Origin of the sequence: Prosthecomicrobium sp. N25, from assembly GCF_037203705.1 — a bacterium.
GTDB lineage: Bacteria > Pseudomonadota > Alphaproteobacteria > Rhizobiales > Ancalomicrobiaceae > Prosthecodimorpha.
The window spans coordinates 2395024-2410019 of record NZ_JBBCAT010000001.1 but is presented as its reverse complement, the minus strand read 5'-3'; the positions used below and the strand labels follow the sequence as shown (position 1 = coordinate 2410019).

Genomic DNA, 14996 nt, shown 5'->3' with positions numbered 1-14996 from the left:
GCGCGGCGCCTGGCTACGGCTGACCAGGCCACGCCCGGGCCGCGAGCCCGGAACCATTGCGGACCTCCCTCATTGCGCTTCAGAGCAGACGCGCGCCGTGACAGGGGACAGCGGCCACGCTTCCGTCTAATGTCCCCGCCGCGAGCCCGCCCGAACGGACGAGAGCACCTGTGCCGCGCAACCCGACGTCGACCCCCGCCGCCCGTACCGGCCAACTGCCTTCCCGCGACGAGATCCTCGCCTTCCTGGCCGAGCATCCCGGCCAGGCGGGCAAGCGCGAGATCGCGCGCGCCTTCGGGATCAAGGGCGGGGCCAAGATCGCCTTGAAGCGGCTCCTCGCCGAGTTGGAGCAGGAGGGCACCGTCACCAAGCGGCGCAAGAAGCTGGTGCGCGCGGGGGCCCTGCCGGAGGTGCTGGTCGCCGACATCGTCGGCCGGGACGCGGACGGCGAACTCCTCGCCGTTCCCGACGAGTGGGACGAGGACGAGCACGGGCCGGCACCGAAGATCCTCGTCATCCCCGACCGCGGCCGGCGCGCCGGACCGCAACCCGGGGTCGGCGACCGCATCCTGATGCGCATCTCGGAGCCCTCGGACCGGCTCCCCGAGGGGGTCGGGGCGAACGGGCGCGTCATGCGCGTGCTCGACCGCAAGCCGGCCGCCGCCCTCGGCATCCTGCGGGTCGCTCCCGGCGGGGCGCGGGTCGTGCCGATCGACAAGAAGTCGAAGGAATACGCGGTGGCGGTGGAGAACCTCGGCGGCGCCCGGGACGGGGACCTCGTGGCGCTCGACGTGATCCGCTCGAGCCGCCTCGGCCTGCCGCGCGCCAAGGTGCGCGAGGTGATCGGGTCGATGGCGTCCGAGAAGGCGGTCAGCCAGATCGCTCTCTATGCGCACAACATCCCGCATGTCTTCCCCGCCGGCGTGCTGCGCGAGGCCGAGGAGGCCGCGCCGGTCGGGCTCGACGGCCGCGAGGACTGGCGCAGGCTGCCGCTCGTCACCATCGATCCGCCCGACGCCAAGGACCACGACGACGCGGTCCATGCCGAACCGGATGCGGACCCGGCCAATCCGGGCGGGTTCGTGATCACGGTGGCAATCGCGGACGTGGCGGCCTATGTGCGGCCGGGCACGGCGATGGACCGGGAGGCCCTGCACCGGGGCAATTCGGTCTATTTCCCGGACCGGGTCGTGCCGATGCTGCCGGAGCGGATCTCCAACGACCTCTGTTCCCTGCGCGAGACGGAAGAACGGCCGGCACTCGCGGTCCGGATGATCTTCGGCGCGGACGGGCGCAAGCAGAGCCACACGTTCCACCGGGTGATGATGCGCTCGGCCGCCAAGCTCTCCTACCAGCAGGCGCAGGCCGCCATCGACGGACGGACGGACGACAAGACCGATACGCTGCTCGACCGCATCCTGAAGCCGCTCTGGGCCGGCTACGCGGTGCTGAAGCGCGGGCGCGAGGCGCGCGAGCCGCTCGACCTCGACCTGCCGGAGCGCAAGATCCTCCTGAAGCCGGACGGCACCGTCGACCGCGTCGTCGTCCCGGAACGCCTCGACGCGCACAAGCTGATCGAGGAGTTCATGATCCAGGCGAACGTGGCGGCGGCGGAGACGCTGGAGAAGCACCGCACTCCCCTGCTCTACCGGATCCACGACGCGCCCTCGCCGGAGAAGCTCGAGGGGCTGAAGGATTTCCTCGGCACGCTCGGGATCAAGATCGGCATGAAGGGCGGGATCAAGCCCGCCAACTTCAACGCCATCCTGGCCCGCTTCTCCGACAAGCCGGAATCGGGGCTCGTCAACGAGGTGGTGCTGCGCTCGCAGGCGCAGGCCGAGTACGCGCCGCTGAACATCGGGCATTTCGGGCTGCATCTCCGGCGCTATGCGCATTTCACGAGCCCGATCCGCCGCTACGCCGACCTCATCGTGCACCGGGCGCTGGTGCGCGCGCTGCGGCTCGGGCGCGACGGGCTGCCGGAGACGATCGACGACAAGCTGGAGGCGATCGGGACCGAGATCTCGGCGGCGGAACGGCGCGCCATGGCGGCCGAGCGGGACACCATCGACCGGCTGGTCGCGCGCTGGCTCATGGACCGGATCGGCGCCACGTTCCGGGCCAAGATCTCGGGGGTGACCAAGTCCGGCCTGTTCGTCCGCCTCGACGAAACCGGGGCGGACGGCTTCATCCCGGCTTCAACCATCGGTGACGATTACTATATCTACGACGAGAAGAGCCGGGCCATGATCGGCAGCCGCACGGGCGAGACGCACCGGCTCGGCGACACCGTGGAGGTTCGGCTCGTCGAGGCCCAGCCCTTCGCGGGTGCCCTGCGGTTCGAACTCCTGACCGAGGGCAGCTACCAGAAGCCGCCCGGGCGGATCCCGCGCGGACGGAACGGGCCCGGCGGGCCGCCCCGCTCGGTGCGGGCGCGGACGAGTACCAGGACCGGGCGATCCCGGCCCCGATGACGCGGCCGAGGAGGCCGCGAACCCAGGGCGATCCGCGCGCGACGCGGCTGCCCATCGCACGAGGACGGACGGCGATGTCGGTGAAATACGGCGACGAGACCGCGGCCCTGGCCGCAGCCCTGCCGGAGCGGTCGGTCGGGACCGCCATGAAGCGCGGCGCGATCGGACGCTGCCCGAGCTGCGGCGAGGGCCATCTCTTCAACGGCTACACGAAGGTCGTCGACCATTGCGAGGTCTGCGGCGAGGCGCTGCACCACCACCGGGCGGACGACTTCCCGCCCTATGCGACGATCTTCATCGTCGGCCATGTGGTGATCCCCGCCATGTATTTCGTGGAGAAGACCTGGCGGCCGGACCTGTGGATCCATGCGGCGCTGTGGCTGCCGCTGACGCTCGTCCTTTCGATCGCGCTGCTCCGGCCGATCAAGGGCGCTATCGTGGGACTGCAATGGGCCTTGCGCATGCACGGCTTCAACCCCGCGGGGGACGACGAGGCTCTGCCGGAACCGCGTCCCGCGGAGGTCCGCATCGAAGGACGTCTATGACCGAGAAGACCCAGGAGACCGGGCGGCTGTCGGAGGCCGTCCAGAGGCTCAACACCGCCGACCGGGTGTTCGTCGCCAACAACCTTCGTCCGAAGGATGCGGCGACGCTGCTGATCCTCGACCGGGCCGCCGGCGGGCCGGTGCGCGTGCTGATGGGCCGGCGGCACATGCGGCACAAGTTCTTCCCCGGCGCCTACGTGTTCCCGGGCGGGCGCGTCGACCCGATGGACAGCCGCACGCCGCTCGCAGACGACTTCGACCCGCTCACGCGGGACAAGCTCGCCGCGGCGCTGAAGGGGCCGAAGACGGCGGCTCGGGTGCGCGCCTTCGGGGTCGCGGCGATCCGGGAGACCTACGAGGAGGCCGGCTTCCTGATCGGGCGCAGGCCGGAGGGCGGCGTGCCGGCGCTCAAGGGCGAGCTCGCCGCCTTCTCGGAGCGCGGACTCCTGCCGGGGCTCGGGGCGCTGCGGTTCGTGGCCCGGGCGATCACGCCGCCGCGCCGGCCGCGCCGGTTCGACACGCGATTCCTCGCCTGTTTCGCGGGAGACGTGGCGGACCGGACGGCGGACGGGCTAGGCCCGTCCGGGGAGCTCGAGGACGTCGCCTGGCTGACCTTCGAGGAGGCCAAGAAGACCGAGATCCCGCCGATCACCGTCACGATCCTGGACGAGATCGCGCATCGCCTGGAGTCCGACCCCGGGCTCGATCCCACCGGAGCCGTGCCCTTCTACTACTGGCTCGGCAAGGGCTTCCGGCGCGTGCTGATCTGAGACGCGCCCCCGTCATGGCTGCTTCGTACGGGGCGCCCTATGTAAGGCGCCTCGCAAAAGCACCCGGAGCCGCATGACCTCGCCCGCCTCGCCGTCCGCCTCCGCCTCGATGACCCGGACGCGCATGGCCGCCCTCGCCGCCATGATCGCCTCGGCCGGGGCGGTGGGAACCGGCCTCAGCCTCGGCCTGCCGCTGCTCGCGCTGGTGCTGGAGTCGCGCGGCATCTCGGGGAGCTGGATCGGTATCAACACCGCGGTCGCCGGCATCGCCGCCCTGGCGGTGACGCCGCTGGTGACTCCCCTGGCGATCCGGATCGGGACGCTCCGTCTCCTCGTGGCGGCGCTGCTGACCATGGCGGTGAGCTTCCTCGGCTTTCATGCCGCCCGGGAGTTCTGGGTCTGGTTCCCGCTGCGGTTCCTGTTCCACGGTGCGATCGGGGTCGCGTTTGTGATGTCCGAGTTCTGGATCTCCTCGCTCGCCCCGCCGGAGCGGCGCGGGCTGGTGATGGGGATCTACGCGACCGTGCTGTCGCTCGGCTTCGCGGTCGGGCCGCTCCTGCTCGCGTCGGTAGGCAGCCAGGGATTCGCGCCCTTCGCCATCGGGGCCGCCGTGATGGCCTCGGCGATCGGTCCCGCCCTCATGGCGCGCGGCGAGCCGCCGCCCTTGCACGGCAGCGACGGCCGGCGCTCCGTCCTCGGCTTCGTCCGGGCGGTGCCGGCCGCGATGCTGGCTGTGCTCGCGTTCGGGGCGGTGGAATCCGGCGCCATGGCGATCCTGCCGGTCTACGGCCTGAGGCTCGGGCACAGCGAGGCCGACGCGGCGCTGATGGTGACGGCCGCGGCGCTGGGCAACGTCGCCCTGCAGGTGCCGCTCGGCCTCCTCGCCGACCGGGTCGACCGGCCGCGGCTGCTGGTCACCTGCGCGCTCGTCGGCGTCGCCGGGGCGCTCGCGCTGCCGGCGGCGTCGGTCCGCTTCGAGGCCTTGCTGGCGGTTCTGTTCGTCTGGGGCGGGGTCACGGCGGGGCTCTACACGGTGGGCATCACGCATCTCGGCAACCGGTATTCCGGGGCCGATCTCGCGGCCGCGAACGCCACCTTCGTGATGATGTACGCGGTCGGCATGATGGCCGGGCCGCCTTCCATCGGCATCGGCCTCGATGCCCACCCGCCGCACGGCGCGGCCTATGTGATCGCGCTCCTGTTCGCCGCCTATGTGGGCGCGGTGGCCTTCATCGGACCGCGGCGGAAACCTTGACAAGCCGGCCCGCATGGGTCAGTTATCCGCCCACAGAACAAGGGGCCCGCGTGCCGCACGCGGGCCTTCGTCATAGGGCCGCCCCGACACGGAGGCCCTCCGCACCGGGAAGGTTCATCCGATGGCCAAGGCCACCACGATCAAGATCAAGCTCGTGTCCTCCGCCGACACCGGCTATTTTTACGTCACCAAGAAGAACTCGCGCACCAAGACCGAAAAGCTGTCGTTCAAGAAGTACGACCCGGTCGCGAAGAAGCACGTCGAGTTCCGCGAATCCAAGATCAAGTGACCGGCCGGGCCGACCGGCCCGCAGGCATGCCACGAAGCCGCTCCATCCGGGGCGGCTTTTTCGTTTCTGGCTTTTGCGAGTGCCGACAGGGGGAGCGTTCGCGGCCTGGACATTCGGCGGGTGGCCCGCCCTCAGCGCTCGGGCTTCGAGCCCATTGTCCGGGTCAGGCGGGCCCCGGGCGAGCGGCCGTCTCGCGGGGCGTGTCCGTGCGGGGACCGCGTGCGACGGGTCCGACCGAGCAGCCTCGCCTCGAAGCGCAACAGGAGGAGGGCCAGGATCACGAGGACCATCAGGCCGGCGACCACCAGTTCGAGGCCGAAATCAGGGAGCGGCTGGTTCACGGGTGACTTCGCTGACCGGACTGTTAGGTGTGGTCATCGTTGTCATATTCATTTTCCTGTCAATTTGAATCCGCGGCCCGGCCCGCGGCAGAGGCCCGGCAAAGCCTCGGCTTCCTCGAGGCCGACCCGGACGAGCCCGGCCTCAGTCCCGCGCGCTCCACTGGGCGGTGCGGAACAGTGTGGCGTGGCGGTCGAAGAACTGGCCGCAGGAACGCTGCACGTCCTCGGGTCGGTGGAGGCTCAGGGTCTCGCCGTCGAGCTGCAAGGCGAAGCCACCGGCGGCCCCGGGTGTGGCCGGGTCGGTTTCCGACGCCGCAGACCGGTCCGCATTCTTGCGGAAGCTCAGCCGGACGGTGCAGGACGTGGCGTTGATGGCGTAGCGATCCATCACGAGGTTCGCCTCCCAGAGGTCGTGGCGGATCGGGCGCAGCGAGAGCTTGACCTTGAAGTTCATCCAGGCCCCGCCGAGCCCTTCCCGCGCGGGGGACAGGGTGGCGAGGGCGTCCGACCGTTCCCTCAGGCGCCGCGCCAGCTCGTCGTCCGGCCCGAGCCCCGCTTCGGGGTCGGTCGCCTGGGCGGCGGCCCGGTATCCCTGCCGGATCGAATCGAGGAAGGCGGCCTGGTCGCGGGCGAGCGCATCCGAGCCGGGGCCGCGCAAGCGGCGCTGGGCGCCGCGGAACGCCTCCTCCATGCCCCGATAGGCCGTGTAGAGGGACGGCGAGGCACAGACGGCCTTCTCGAGGGCGGAGGCCGGATTGGCGCAGATCAGCGTGGCCGCCGTCTGCGCGAGGGCGGGCATCGGGAACAGCGAGACCAGGATCGCGAGAGCGAGACGATTCATGGCAGCACCCAGGGCAGTCCAACCTTCCGGAATCATGCGCCCGCTCGCCGGATCGGGCCAATAAACTCGGATCACGACGGCGTTGCGCGGACGGAGCGGCTCGTGAACGGCGGTGATCGGAGAGCGGGAACCGGAGGCGTGGCCGGCGGTTGCTGGAGAGGCACCACAACCAAGGAGCATCTCCCATGCGCAGCATCACCATCGCCTTCGCGGCCGCGGCCGCCTTCGTCACCCTCCCCGCGCTCGCGCAGGACGGCAACGCCGTGGGCGGCGCCGTCGCGGGCGGTGCAGCCGGCGCGGTCGGCGGCGCCATCGTGGGCGGACCGGTCGGGGCTGCGGTCGGCGGCGCGGTCGGGGCCGGCGCCGGTGCGGCGGCCGGTTCGAGCGCCACGGGGTCCGGCAAGACCCAGACCTGCGTGACGACCGCCTCCGGCACCACCACCTGCACCGACAACAAGTAACCCGAAACCGGGCGCCGTGCTCCGTCCGGACCGCACGGCGCCCCCTCTCCATCCCCTTCCCCGTCGGATCCGAGAGGTACCCGCGAAGGGGGCGGACGGTATCGTCGTCGCGATCGCAGTGGCCTCGTCCGGGGCCGTGGGGCGAAGCGCGGAGGGTCTCGCCGGCCGTGTCACCGGCCTCCCTTCGTACGGAACCAAACCAGCGGGGGTGGGTTCGGTCGGCGGGCTGGGACAGGAGGCAACGACCATGAACAACGATCGTCGTGACCAGAACCAGATGAACCAGGGCGGGCAGCAGGGCGGACAACAAGGCGGGCAGCAGGGCGGCCGCCCGGGCCAGCAGACCCAGGAGCCGTCGCGCAAGGGCGACAAGGACATGGGTCAGGGCGGCCAAGGCGGGCAGCGCGGCGGCAGCGGCGGCGGCCAGCAGGGCGGGCAGCGCTAGGCGCGCCCCTACCTTCCCACCAAGAGATCCAGGATGGGGCGCCCCAAGGGCGCCCCGAATTCTGTCCGGTATCGGCCTGCGAGCCGCGGCCCCCATGAGCCGGCTGACCCGCGAACGTGAAGCGGCCCGAGAGTCCGCGGGCAGGCGGGTCTCGGGCCGCTTTGGGGAGGGGGGTCTCAATCGAAACTGAAATAAGGTCGGCAGATCAGAAAACGTCCCGTCCCGGGGACCGTTCCTGTCCGGTATCGCACCGAAGGCCAGGGTCAGGCCGGCGAGGCCTCCAGCGCCGGGTAATCCACGTAGCCCTTCTCGGTGCCGCCGTAGAAGGTCGCCGGGTCGGGCTCGTTCAGCGGGGCGCCGCGCCGGAAGCGCTCCGGCAGGTCGGGGTTGGCAAGGAAGAGCTTGCCGTACGCGATGGCGTCGGCGACACCGCCCGCCACGGCCGCCGCGCCGCTCGACGCGTCGAAGCCGCCGTTCAGGATCACCGGCAGGCCGGAGGCGGCCTTCATGGCCGGGGCGAGCGCGGGCTCGGTCCCGACCGGCTCGATCACATGCAGATAGGCGAGGCCGTAGGGGCGCAGCGCCGCGGCGGCCGCGACGAAGAGCGCCGCCGGATCCGAGTCGGCCATGTCGTTGTAGGGGTTGTGGGGCGACAGTCGGACCCCGACGCCGTCGGCCGAACCCCAGCCGGCGATCGCCGCCTCGACGGCCTCCTTCATGAAGCGCAGGCGGTTGGCGATGGGACCGCCGTACGCGTCCGTGCGCTTGTTGGAGCCGTCGCGCAGGAACTGGTCGATCAGGTAGCCATTGGCGGCATGCACCTCGACGCCGTCGAAGCCGGCGCGCCGTGCATTGGCGGCTGCCTTGCGGAAATCGCCGATGATGCGGACGATCTCGGCCGCCTCGAGGGCGCGCGGCGTCTCGTAGTCGCGCTTCTGCCAGCCGGGGGCATAGACGCTGCCCTTCGGGGCGACAGCCGAGGGAGCGAGCGGGGGCAGGCCGTCGGGCCGGAACAGGGAGTGGGAGATGCGTCCCACATGCCAGAGCTGGACGACGATGCGGCCGCCGGCTGCGTGGACCGCGTCGGTGACGGCCCGCCAGGCGGCGACCTGCTCGTCGGTGTGGATGCCGGGCGTGTCCGGATAGCCCTGCGCGTCGTCGGAGACCTGGGTCGCCTCGGTGATCACGAGGCCGCCCCCGGCGCGCTGGGCGTAGTACTCGGCAGCCCAGGCGGAGGGCAGCGTGCCCGGACGGGCCCGGTTGCGGGTGAGCGGAGCGAGGACTATCCGGTTCTTTAGTTCGATACTTCCGAACTTTGCGGGCGTAAAGAGCGCTTCGGCGGCCATGGGTGTTGTTTTCCGTCTGTCGGGGATGGGGTCGAGAGGATCGACGGGCGGGCCGCTCGGGCCGCGCCGGCCTCGGAGACGTGGGCAGCGCCGAAAGCCACGGCAAGGGCCCAGCTAGGCCTCGAGCGCGTGGCAGGCATGCGAAGGATCAGAAAGGGAAGAAGGTTTGGCCGACCGTTGCACGATCCTTACGAGGAGGCCACTCGATCGCACAACGGCCGGCCGCCTGTAGACCAAGGATGTTGCGGCGGCCCGGTCCACAGGGTTTGTAAGGCGCTTCCGGTCAGAAGATCGGGGCTCTTCTTTCCGTTCCCGCCGAACCAACTGATTGTGTTTCTTGCATTCCCCGGGCGCAGAATCAACGAGATACCGGGCTCTCTCGATTGCGATCGAGTTGGTAAGTAAATCGTTAAAGTTAACGTCCTGAAGGATATCGCAATCTTGTCAAGCGGCGTCGGCCACGACGCGGTTGCGGCCCGACTTCTTGGCCCGGTAGAGCGCCAGGTCGGCGCGCTTCAGGAGGGTGTCGGGGTTGTCGTCGCGGCTCTCGAGGGAGCCGATGCCGATCGAGATGGTCACGTCCAGGCTCGAGCGGCCGCCCGAGATGGCGAAGGGCTCCCCGGCGACGCGCTGGCGCAGGCGCTCGGCGACCACGAAGGCGAGCGCCATGTCGGTATCCGGCATGACGATGACGAACTCCTCGCCGCCGTAGCGGCAGCAGAGATCGATGCCGCGCACGTTCGCACGGATGCGGTCGGCGAATTCGCGGAGCACCTCGTCACCCGCGTCGTGGCCGTGCGTATCGTTGATCGACTTGAAGAAATCGATGTCGAGGATGAGCAGGGAGAGCGGCTTGGAGCGGTCGTGCGACTGGTCGACCAGGGTCGACAGGTGGCTCATCATGTAGCGCCGGTTGTGGAGGCCGGTCAGGGCGTCGGTGACCGCCATCTCGATCGTCTGCTGGACGTTGTCGCGCAGATGGTCGGTGAAGCGCTTGCGGCGGATCTGGGTGCGGACGCGGGCGAACATCTCCTGCCGGTCCACGGGACGGACGAGGTAGTCGTTCACGCCGATGTCGAGGGCGCGCATCAGCCGGGCCTGGTCCTCCGGATCGACCACGAGGAGGATCGGCATCATGCGGGTGCGGTCGAGGGAGCGGAGCTGGGAACAGAGCCGCAGCGGGTCGTAGCCGGCCATGCCGAGGCTGATCATGATCAGCTCGAAGTTGCCCTCCGCCGCCTTGATCAGCGCCTCCTGCGGGTCGGTCTCGACGAGGACCTCGTGAGCGGTCGCCAGCATCGACTGCAGGCGCTCGTAGGTGGAGCGGCGGTCGTCGACGATCAGGATGCGGCCCTTCCGGGTCCCGACGATCTGGTCGATGTCGACCTCGTTCTCGAAGCCGAGCTCGCGGCCGGTCGCCGAACGCATGCGCAGTTCATCGGTCAGCATCTTGAGCCGGGTGAGGCTCTTCACGCGCGTGACGAGCGCGATGTCGGAGACCGGCTTGGTCAGGAAGTCGTCGGCGCCGGCCTCCAGCCCCTTGACCCGGTCGGCGACCTGGTCGAGCGCTGTGACCATGATGACGGGAATGTGGGCGGTGGTCGGATTGGCCCGCAGGCGCCGGCAGACCTCGAAGCCGTCCATCCCCGGCATCATCACGTCGAGGAGCACGATGTCGGGCTGGGCCTGCTCGCAGATCGTGAGGGCCTCCAGGCCGCTCATGGCCGACATGACCTCGAAATACTCCGCCGTCAGCCTCGCCTCCAACAGTTTCACGTTGGCGAGGATGTCGTCGACGACCAGGACGCGGGCGGTCATTGGAGGCTCCGGGAGAGGGATGCGCGCGTCGGGCGGCCGGGGTGCCGGTACGGGACGTTACGCATCGCCAAGATACGACCGAACGGTTTCCAAAAACTTGGCGACGGAGATCGGCTTCGAGATGTAGGCCTCGCAGCCGCCCTGCCGGATCCGCTCCTCGTCGCCCTTCATCGCGAAGGCGGTGACGGCGATGACCGGGATGGACCGGAGCTCGTCGTCCTCCTTCAGCCATTTGGTGACCTCCAGGCCCGAGACCTCGGGCAGCTGAATGTCCATCAGGATGAGGTCGGGCTTGTGGGCGCGCGCGATCTCCATGGCGTCGAGACCGTTGCGGGTCTGGAGCGTCTTGTAGCCGTGCGCCTCGAGGAGGTCGTTGAAGAGCTTCATGTTGAGCTCGTTGTCCTCGACGATCAGGACGGTCTTCCCCATGCGGACTGCCTCTTCGCTACCCGGATCGGTCCGGCTCACGGGAAAGGATCTCCCACGACGCTGGCCGGCATTGTAATGCTAACTCGTTTCCATCTCGCAAATAATGGAAGAGCGCATGGCCCGCGAATCCCTGTCCGCCGACGACGCCGAAAAGATCGCGGTTTCAGCGCTCGGCTTCCTGGCCGGGCGGCCTGAGCATCTGGGACGATTCCTGGCGGAGACCGGGCTCGGGCCGGAGACGATCCGGGCCGCGGCGTCCGATCCCCGGTTCCTGGCCGCCGTGCTCGCCTTCCTGATGGGCGACGAGGCCGTCCTCCTGGAATTCACCGAGGCGCTCCGGCTGCGGCCGACGCTCGTCGCCATCGCGCACCATCGGTTGGCTGGGGAGCGGGGCGAATGACGCTCGACCCGCACGCGATCGATATCCTGGAGGCCATCGAGGCCCTGCCGATCGGCGGGCGGCCGCTGGTCGTCTCGGACGTGGACGAGGTCGCGGTCTACTTCGTCCGGCATCTCGAGCGCTACCTGGAGCGCTCCGGCTACCGGCTCGACGCCCATTCGTACGGGCTGACGGGCAACATCAAGCACGCGGGCACGAGCCTCGCGGCGGCGCAGGACGACGTGCGACGGCTGCTTCTCGGATTCTTCGAGGAGGAAATCGCCCACCAGGAGGTGGTCGAGGACGCCGTCGAGGTGCTCGGCCGGCTCGGCGTGATCGCGGACGTGGTGCTGCTGACGAACGCGCCGCACCGTCACCGGGAGACCCGGCGCGTCTCGCTGGCCGCCCGCGGCCTGCCCTACCCTGTGCTGACGAATGACGGGCCGAAGGGGCCGGCCATGCGGAGCCTCGCCGCGCGGGCCTCGGGGCCGGTCTTCTTCCTCGACGATTCGCCGACCAACCTCACCTCCGTGCGCGAGGCCCTGCCGGAGGCGCACGTCATTCAGTTCGTCGCCGACCCGCGCTTCTTCGCTCTCGCCCGGGAGGTGCCGGGCATGAACCTCCGGACGAACCGCTGGACCGAGGTGGAGGACTACGTCCGCCGGACCATCGGGTAGGCGAAGCCGTTGCCAAGGCCGGGCGCCGCGGCTAGGCTCGCGCCCCAGGCACGAAACGCGAACAGACGGCATGGCGGGCGGCGGCGACCTCACCCCGGCGGCGACCGGCTTCTGCCGGGACTGCCTCGCGCCCGTGCGGCCGGGGGCTTTCCGCTGTGCGGCCTGCGGCAGCCCGCGGATCCTCGACCACCCGGAACTCGCCGACCTCTCCATCGCGCATGTGGACTGCGACGCCTTCTACGCGGCGATCGAAAAGCGGGACGACCCGTCGCTCCGGGACGTGCCGGTCATCATCGGCGGGGGCAAGCGCGGGGTGGTGTCGACGGCCTGCTACCTCGCGCGCATCCACGGCGTGAAGTCGGCCATGCCGATGTTCAAGGCGCTGAAGGCCTGCCCCGGGGCCGTCGTGGTCAAGCCGAACATGGAGAAATATGCCCGGGTCGGCCGAGAGGTGCGGCAGATGATGCTGGAGCTCACGCCGCTCGTGGAGCCGCTGTCGATCGACGAGGCGTTCCTGGACCTCTCGGGCACGGAGCGGCTCCACCACGCCTCGCCGGCGCTGACGCTCGCCCGCTTCGCCCGCCGCGTGGAGCGGGAGGTGGGGATCTCGGTCTCGGTCGGGCTCGCGCCCAACAAGTTCCTGGCCAAGATGGCCTCCGACCTGGAGAAGCCCCGCGGCTTCTCGGTGATCGGGCGGAGGGAGACGCTCGCCTTCCTGGCGGCGCGGCCGGTCACCGCGATCTGGGGGGTGGGCCAGGCCCTCGCCGCGACCCTGGAGAAGGACGGCATCCGCAGCATCGGCCAGCTCCAGGGCATAGCGGAGATCGACCTGATGCGGCGCTACGGCTCGATGGGGCAGCGCCTGGCGCGCCTGTCGCGCGGCGAGGACGACCGGGCGGTCAGCCCCGACCGCGAGGCGAAGAGCGTCTCGGCGGAGACGACCTTCGATACCGACATCGCCGAGCGGGAAGCGCTGGAGCCGATCCTGCGGGTGCTGGCCGAGAAGGTCTCGCGCAGGCTGAAGGCGGCCGGCATCGGCGGCACGACGGTCGTCCTCAAGATGAAGACCCAGGACTTCCGGACGATCACGCGGAACCGGAAGCTGCCGGACCCGACCCAGCTCGCCGACCGCATCTTCCGGGCCGGGCAGGCGCTGCTGGCGCGGGAGTGCGACGGGCGGCGCTTCAGGCTGATCGGCATCGGCGTGTCGGACCTGGTCGCCGCGGAACGCTGCGACCCCGGGGACCTGGTCGATCCGGGCGCGGCACGGCGCGCGGAGGCCGAGAAGGCGATGGACCGTGTGCGCGAGAAGTTCGGCCGCGACGCCGTCAAGCTCGGGCTGGTGTTCGGGGCGGACCGGCGGCGCTAGGCCGCCCGGGGACGGTCAATGGCAGGAGGACGGCTGGTCGATCAGGTCCAGTTCGCTCATCTTGCCGCTCAGCGCGAAGTCGCCGTAGTCGAGCTTCAGGCGGCGGCTGATGCCGTTCTCGTAGAGCAGGAAGGAGAGCTGATACTCCGGCGTGTCCTCGCCGCGCTCGCGCTTGGCCGGGTCGAAGTAGGAGACCGTCATGGGCCACCGGCGCGCAGCCGCGAGCCCGGGCTTGTCGGCCGCCTTCTCGTCGCCGACGTCGTCAGCGCCCTCGACCACCTTGCCGATGATGGCGGTGGTGTCGTAGAGCCGCTCGCCCCCCTCCGAGCCGTCGTAGAGCTTCACCTGGGCGACGCTGCGGCCCTCCTTGGCGGCGTCGATAAGGCGCGTCATGTGCTGGGTGGGGAAATTCGCGTCGGGCGGCAGGTTGACGGTTCGGTCGACCGGCCGCGTGACCTTGGCGACGATGCCGGCGTCCGAGCGCTGGGCGGTGCCCTTCGATTCGTCCGTCATCTGCTGCTCGAGGAAATTCTGGCTCAGGAAGTCGAAGGTCTTGCCGGCCGCGTCCTCGAAGGAGGAGGTGCGCATGTCGGAGATCCTCGCCCGTCCGTCGGTGTTCTCCAGCCGGGTGACCAGCCGGAACTGGGTGGTGAAGCCGTCGCAGGCGGAGCCGACGAATTCATAGACGAGGCGGCCGGTCACGTTGCCGATCTCGGACTTGTCCGTCCGCGAGGCGAGCGTCAGCTCGTAGACGGCCCGGTGCGGTTTCAGGCCGGCGACCGTCGCCGACGGCGCCTCGGCGGCCCGGGATCCGGTCGCGAGCGCCAGGGCGGCCAGGCCGACGGCGGCGGATGCGATGACACGGCGCATGCGGTTTCCTCGTTCTCGTCTTCTGGGCTCGAATCCCTAGGCCCGAATTCCGGCGAAGGCACGACGCCGCGTCCGGGGCCGCGACGCATCGGATGGCCGAGCGGAATGCCTACCCGGTTTCGCGCGATCTGGCGACTCCTTCGGCGACGCGAAGGCACCCGTTGCCAAGCCCGCGGTTTTCGGCCAAGGAACCCATGACGACCCGTCCCGGAGGAGACCCCCCATGAGCGCGATCGAGAAGCGTCTCGCCGATCTCGGCGTGAGCCTGCCGAACCCGGCCAAGCCCGCCGCCAACTATGTCCCGGCCGTGCAGACGGGCAACCTGCTCTTCATCTCCGGCCAGCTCCCGATGGGGGCGAACGGCCTGGAGCACACCGGACAGCTCGGTGCGGGAACCGAGATCGAAGCCGGCCAGGCGGCCGCGCGGCTCTGCGCCATCAACATCCTCGCCCAGGTGCGCGCGCACACCGGCGACCTCGACCGCATCGTCCGCTGCGTGAAGCTGACCGGCTTCGTCAGCTCGGCGCCGGGCTTCGGCGACCAGCCCAAGGTGGTCAACGGAGCGTCGGACTTCATCGTCGAGGTGCTCGGCGACAAGGGCCGGCATTCGCGCTCCGCCGTCGGCGTCTCCGCCCTGCCCTTCGGCGCGGCGGTCGAGGTCGAAGCCATCTTCGAGATCGCCTGAGA

At 70.2% G+C, this 14996-nt stretch carries 17 protein-coding genes; 11 read left to right on the top strand and 6 right to left on the bottom strand.

Annotated features, from left to right (window positions below; translation table 11 throughout):
• Window positions 1-170 precede the first annotated feature (170 nt).
• The 5 genes from rnr (at window position 171) to rpmG (ending at window position 5333) form a co-directional block, all read left to right on the top strand.
• Entirely contained in the window at window positions 171-2474 is a 2304-nt protein-coding gene (rnr, locus tag WBG79_RS10965) for a ribonuclease R (protein ID WP_337357143.1), read from the top strand.
• Between the two features lie 74 nt (window positions 2475-2548).
• The gene (locus tag WBG79_RS10960) at window positions 2549-3019 is read left to right on the top strand and encodes a DUF983 domain-containing protein (protein WP_337357142.1); all 471 of its coding nucleotides are present in this window, start codon (window positions 2549-2551) and stop codon (window positions 3017-3019) included.
• Window positions 3016-3789 (top strand): NUDIX hydrolase, encoded by a 774-nt coding sequence (locus WBG79_RS10955; RefSeq protein ID WP_337357141.1) that lies wholly within the window; start codon window positions 3016-3018, stop codon window positions 3787-3789. The genes WBG79_RS10960 and WBG79_RS10955 overlap by 4 nt, the downstream gene beginning before the upstream one ends.
• A gap of 73 nt (window positions 3790-3862) precedes the next feature.
• A complete protein-coding gene (locus WBG79_RS10950) occupies window positions 3863-5044 on the top strand; it encodes an MFS transporter (protein WP_337357140.1) in 1182 nt (393 codons plus the stop codon).
• A 121-nt stretch (window positions 5045-5165) separates the two neighbouring features.
• Window positions 5166-5333: a 50S ribosomal protein L33 gene (gene rpmG / locus WBG79_RS10945; RefSeq protein ID WP_337357139.1), complete on the top strand. Its 168-nt coding sequence runs from the start codon at window positions 5166-5168 to the stop codon at window positions 5331-5333.
• Window positions 5334-5464: 131 nt separating this feature from the next.
• Here rpmG and WBG79_RS10940 read toward each other — a convergent pair whose 3' ends face one another.
• Both WBG79_RS10940 and WBG79_RS10935 read right to left on the bottom strand, forming a co-directional pair.
• Entirely contained in the window at window positions 5465-5674 is a 210-nt protein-coding gene (locus tag WBG79_RS10940) for a hypothetical protein (protein WP_337357138.1), read from the bottom strand.
• A 142-nt stretch (window positions 5675-5816) separates the two neighbouring features.
• Window positions 5817-6515, bottom strand: coding sequence for a hypothetical protein (locus WBG79_RS10935; RefSeq protein WP_337357137.1), 699 nt, complete (start codon window positions 6513-6515; stop codon window positions 5817-5819).
• Between the two features lie 185 nt (window positions 6516-6700).
• Between WBG79_RS10935 and WBG79_RS10930 the strand changes: the two genes are divergently transcribed.
• The gene (locus tag WBG79_RS10930) at window positions 6701-6976 is read left to right on the top strand and encodes a hypothetical protein (RefSeq protein WP_337357136.1); all 276 of its coding nucleotides are present in this window, start codon (window positions 6701-6703) and stop codon (window positions 6974-6976) included.
• A 247-nt stretch (window positions 6977-7223) separates the two neighbouring features.
• Window positions 7224-7421, top strand: coding sequence for a hypothetical protein (locus tag WBG79_RS10925; protein ID WP_337357135.1), 198 nt, complete (start codon window positions 7224-7226; stop codon window positions 7419-7421).
• 263 nt (window positions 7422-7684) lie between these two features.
• Here WBG79_RS10925 and WBG79_RS10920 read toward each other — a convergent pair whose 3' ends face one another.
• From WBG79_RS10920 to WBG79_RS10910, 3 genes are all read right to left on the bottom strand, one after another.
• The gene (locus WBG79_RS10920) at window positions 7685-8767 is read right to left on the bottom strand and encodes an alkene reductase (protein WP_337357134.1); all 1083 of its coding nucleotides are present in this window, start codon (window positions 8765-8767) and stop codon (window positions 7685-7687) included.
• A 444-nt stretch (window positions 8768-9211) separates the two neighbouring features.
• The gene (locus WBG79_RS10915; protein WP_337357133.1) at window positions 9212-10585 is read right to left on the bottom strand and encodes a PleD family two-component system response regulator; all 1374 of its coding nucleotides are present in this window, start codon (window positions 10583-10585) and stop codon (window positions 9212-9214) included.
• 57 nt (window positions 10586-10642) lie between these two features.
• The gene (locus tag WBG79_RS10910; protein ID WP_337357132.1) at window positions 10643-11014 is read right to left on the bottom strand and encodes a response regulator; all 372 of its coding nucleotides are present in this window, start codon (window positions 11012-11014) and stop codon (window positions 10643-10645) included.
• 115 nt (window positions 11015-11129) lie between these two features.
• Between WBG79_RS10910 and WBG79_RS10905 the strand changes: the two genes are divergently transcribed.
• The 3 genes from WBG79_RS10905 to WBG79_RS10895 all read left to right on the top strand — a co-directional run bounded on the left by WBG79_RS10905 (window position 11130) and on the right by WBG79_RS10895 (window position 13439).
• The gene (locus WBG79_RS10905) at window positions 11130-11414 is read left to right on the top strand and encodes a DUF3572 domain-containing protein (RefSeq protein WP_337357131.1); all 285 of its coding nucleotides are present in this window, start codon (window positions 11130-11132) and stop codon (window positions 11412-11414) included.
• Window positions 11411-12070, top strand: coding sequence for a hypothetical protein (locus WBG79_RS10900; RefSeq protein ID WP_337357130.1), 660 nt, complete (start codon window positions 11411-11413; stop codon window positions 12068-12070). The genes WBG79_RS10905 and WBG79_RS10900 overlap by 4 nt, the downstream gene beginning before the upstream one ends.
• A gap of 70 nt (window positions 12071-12140) precedes the next feature.
• A complete protein-coding gene (locus WBG79_RS10895) occupies window positions 12141-13439 on the top strand; it encodes a DNA polymerase IV (protein ID WP_337357129.1) in 1299 nt (432 codons plus the stop codon).
• Between the two features lie 15 nt (window positions 13440-13454).
• Here the strand turns inward: WBG79_RS10895 and WBG79_RS10890 are convergent, their stop codons facing one another.
• Complete coding sequence (locus WBG79_RS10890) at window positions 13455-14309, bottom strand: cell envelope integrity EipB family protein (protein WP_337357128.1); 855 nt, start codon at window positions 14307-14309, stop codon at window positions 13455-13457.
• A gap of 223 nt (window positions 14310-14532) precedes the next feature.
• On the opposite strand from WBG79_RS10890, the gene WBG79_RS10885 reads away from it, so the two are divergent.
• The gene (locus WBG79_RS10885) at window positions 14533-14994 is read left to right on the top strand and encodes a RidA family protein (RefSeq protein ID WP_337357127.1); all 462 of its coding nucleotides are present in this window, start codon (window positions 14533-14535) and stop codon (window positions 14992-14994) included.
• Window positions 14995-14996: the final 2 nt, after the last annotated feature.